Annotated in this window: 3 protein-coding genes; all 3 read right to left on the bottom strand. The window is 65.5% G+C overall.

Annotation, left to right across the window (positions count from 1 at the left end):
- Positions 1 to 52: 52 nt before the first annotated feature.
- Positions 53 to 1606, bottom strand: a complete 1554-nt coding sequence (locus B0E41_RS00105; RefSeq protein WP_077327344.1) for an IS66 family transposase — start codon at positions 1604 to 1606, stop codon at positions 53 to 55.
- An 80-nt stretch (positions 1607 to 1686) separates the two neighbouring features.
- A complete protein-coding gene (gene tnpB, locus B0E41_RS00110) occupies positions 1687 to 2019 on the bottom strand; it encodes an IS66 family insertion sequence element accessory protein TnpB (RefSeq protein WP_077327347.1) in 333 nt (110 codons plus the stop codon).
- Positions 2016 to 2354 (bottom strand): transposase, encoded by a 339-nt coding sequence (locus tag B0E41_RS00115; protein WP_077327350.1) that lies wholly within the window; start codon positions 2352 to 2354, stop codon positions 2016 to 2018. Before B0E41_RS00115 ends, tnpB begins: the two co-directional genes overlap by 4 nt.
- Positions 2355 to 2436 lie beyond the last annotated feature (82 nt).

The raw sequence follows: 2436 nt of genomic DNA on the forward strand, positions 1-2436 counted from the left end.
GTAAGCGTCCGGCGAACCCATGTTGACCACCGCCGACAGTCCTGTCTGACGATCAGATGTCAGTGGGCTGCCAGCGGTGCGGCAAGAGCTCGTCGATGCGGCTGGCCTTGTGCATGGGCAGCCGCGTGAGCACATCCTTGAGATAGGCATACGGGTCGTGACCGTTCATACGCGCCGACTTGATCAGGCTCATGACGGCAGCCGCCCGCTGACCCGCGCGCAGGCTGCCGGCAAACAGCCAATTGTTGCGACCGATGGCAATGGGCCGGATCTGGTTCTCGATCCAGTTGTTATCCACCGGCCGTTGCCCGTCACCCGCGAACCGGGTCAGCGCCACCCAGCGCCGCAGGCTGTAGTCCAGCGCTTTGGCGGTTGCCGATCCGTCGGGTACCTGGCGCCGTTGAAGCATCATCCATTCATGCAGGGCATCCAGGATCGGCCTGGTCTGCTGCTGCCGAATGGTTTGCCGTTGCTCGGTGTCCAGCTCTCTGACCTCGCGCTCGATGTCATAGACCCGGGCGAACTGCTGCAGTGCGAACTCGGCGATCTGGCTCTGGTTGGCCGCGTGCAGATCGAAGAACTTGCGCCGTGCATGGGCCAGACAGCCCACCTCGGTCACGCCGCTGGCGATCAGGGCCTTGTAGCCACTGAAGTCGTCACAGGTCAGGCTGCCCTTCCAGGCCTTGTCGGTGCCGTGGCCCAGGAAGCGCCGTGCGTGTTCTCCCGAGCGAGACTCGCAGAAGTCGTAGACCACGGCTTTGATGTTCTCGAATGCCCCCGGCGCATAGGCCCAGAGGTAGGCTCGGTGCGTCTTGCCCTCGCCGGGCTTGAGCATCGCCACCGGTGTTTCGTCGGCGTGAATCACTCGGTGGCGCAGGACCTCGGTCTTCAGGGCATCGACCAGCGGCTGCAGCCGCACCCCGCAGGTGCCCACCCACTGCGCCAGCGTCGAGCGGGGAATGGCCAGGCCGGCGCGGCCGAAGATCGCTTCCTGGCGGTACAAGGGCAGGTGATCGGCGTACTTGCCCACCAGCACCTGTGCCAGCAGGCCGGTGGTGGGGATGCCTTTGTCGATGACGTGCGCCTCGACCGGCGCCTGTTGAATGCTCTCGCACTGGGCGCAGGCCCACTTGCCACGGATGTGACGCTCGACACTGAAGACACCGGGCACGTAGTCCAGCTTCTCGGCCACGTCTTCGCCGATGCGTTTCATCTGGCAACCGCACGAGCAGGTGGTGGACGCTGGCTCATGGCGGATCTCGCGGCGCGGCAGGTGCGCCGGCAGGGGCAAGCGCTTGGCCTGCTTCTTCTCGGGAGTGGCCGGTGTTTGCGTCTGCGCCAGCGCATCGATCTCGGTGGCCACGGCCGCCAGGTCCGCTTCGATCTCGTCTTCGAGCAGACTCTTCTGCTCGGGGCTGAAGCGCTCGGACTGGGCAGCGAACTTCATGCGCTTCAAGAGCGCGTTCTCGTGGGTGAGTTTGTCGATGATGGCCTGTTTGAAGGCCAGTTCCTGGTCCTTGGCAGCGGCCGTCTGCAGCATGGAGAGCAACGCAGAGCGCAGTTGTTCTGCACTCAGGCTCTCCAGCGATTGCGGCTCGACCACCATGGGTAGGACTGTGCCAGCGCCAGTGCAGCCGCACCATTGGCGCATGCCCCAATTGGCAAGTGCCTGCGCACAGACCAGCGTCAGATCACGGTGATGACACCACCATCGCCCAGGCGCTGCCAAGGCAGACCCAGCACCAGGGCATCGAACTGCGAGCGGCTGAGTGTCGCCGTTGCATCCCCGTCACGCGGCCAGACGAACTTGCCGCTGTTCAGGCGGCGGGCCGCCAGCCACACACCGATGCCATCGTGCACCAGCACCTTCATGCGGTTGGCACGCCGGTTGGCAAACAGGTAGGCGTGGTGTGGGCGCGCAGCACCGAAGACGGCTACCACGCGGGCCAGGGCCGACTCTGTTCCGGCACGCATGTCCAGCGGCTCGGTGGCCAGCCACAGGGCGTCGATGCGGATCACTTGAGCAAGTCCCGCATCCAGGCCGCGCAGTGCTCGGCCGCTGCCACCGGCCAGGTCAACGACACGCTGGTGGCGCCACGGCGCAATTCCACGCAGATGTCCGCGGCAGGAGCGCAGCTCGCCTGGGGTAGCGCCACAGGTACGAACGTGGGCAACTGCAGATCCGTGCTCGGGCCATGGACCATGCGGCGCCACTTGTGCACGACGTTGGCATTGATGCCGTGCGAGAGGGCCACGCTGGCTACCGAGGCGCCGGGCTGGGCGCACTCGGCCAGGATCTGCTGCTTGAGCTCGGCGCTGTGGCGCCGACGGGTCTTGTTCTTGGCTTCGGTCATGGTGTCCACCTATCTCGTTTGGTGGACACCATCGTTGCCACTTATGCCGCCGACCTCAAGGGTGGGATGGCCGGACGCTTAC

It is taken from the genome of Hydrogenophaga sp. A37, from assembly GCF_002001205.1.
GTDB lineage: Bacteria > Pseudomonadota > Gammaproteobacteria > Burkholderiales > Burkholderiaceae_C > Hydrogenophaga.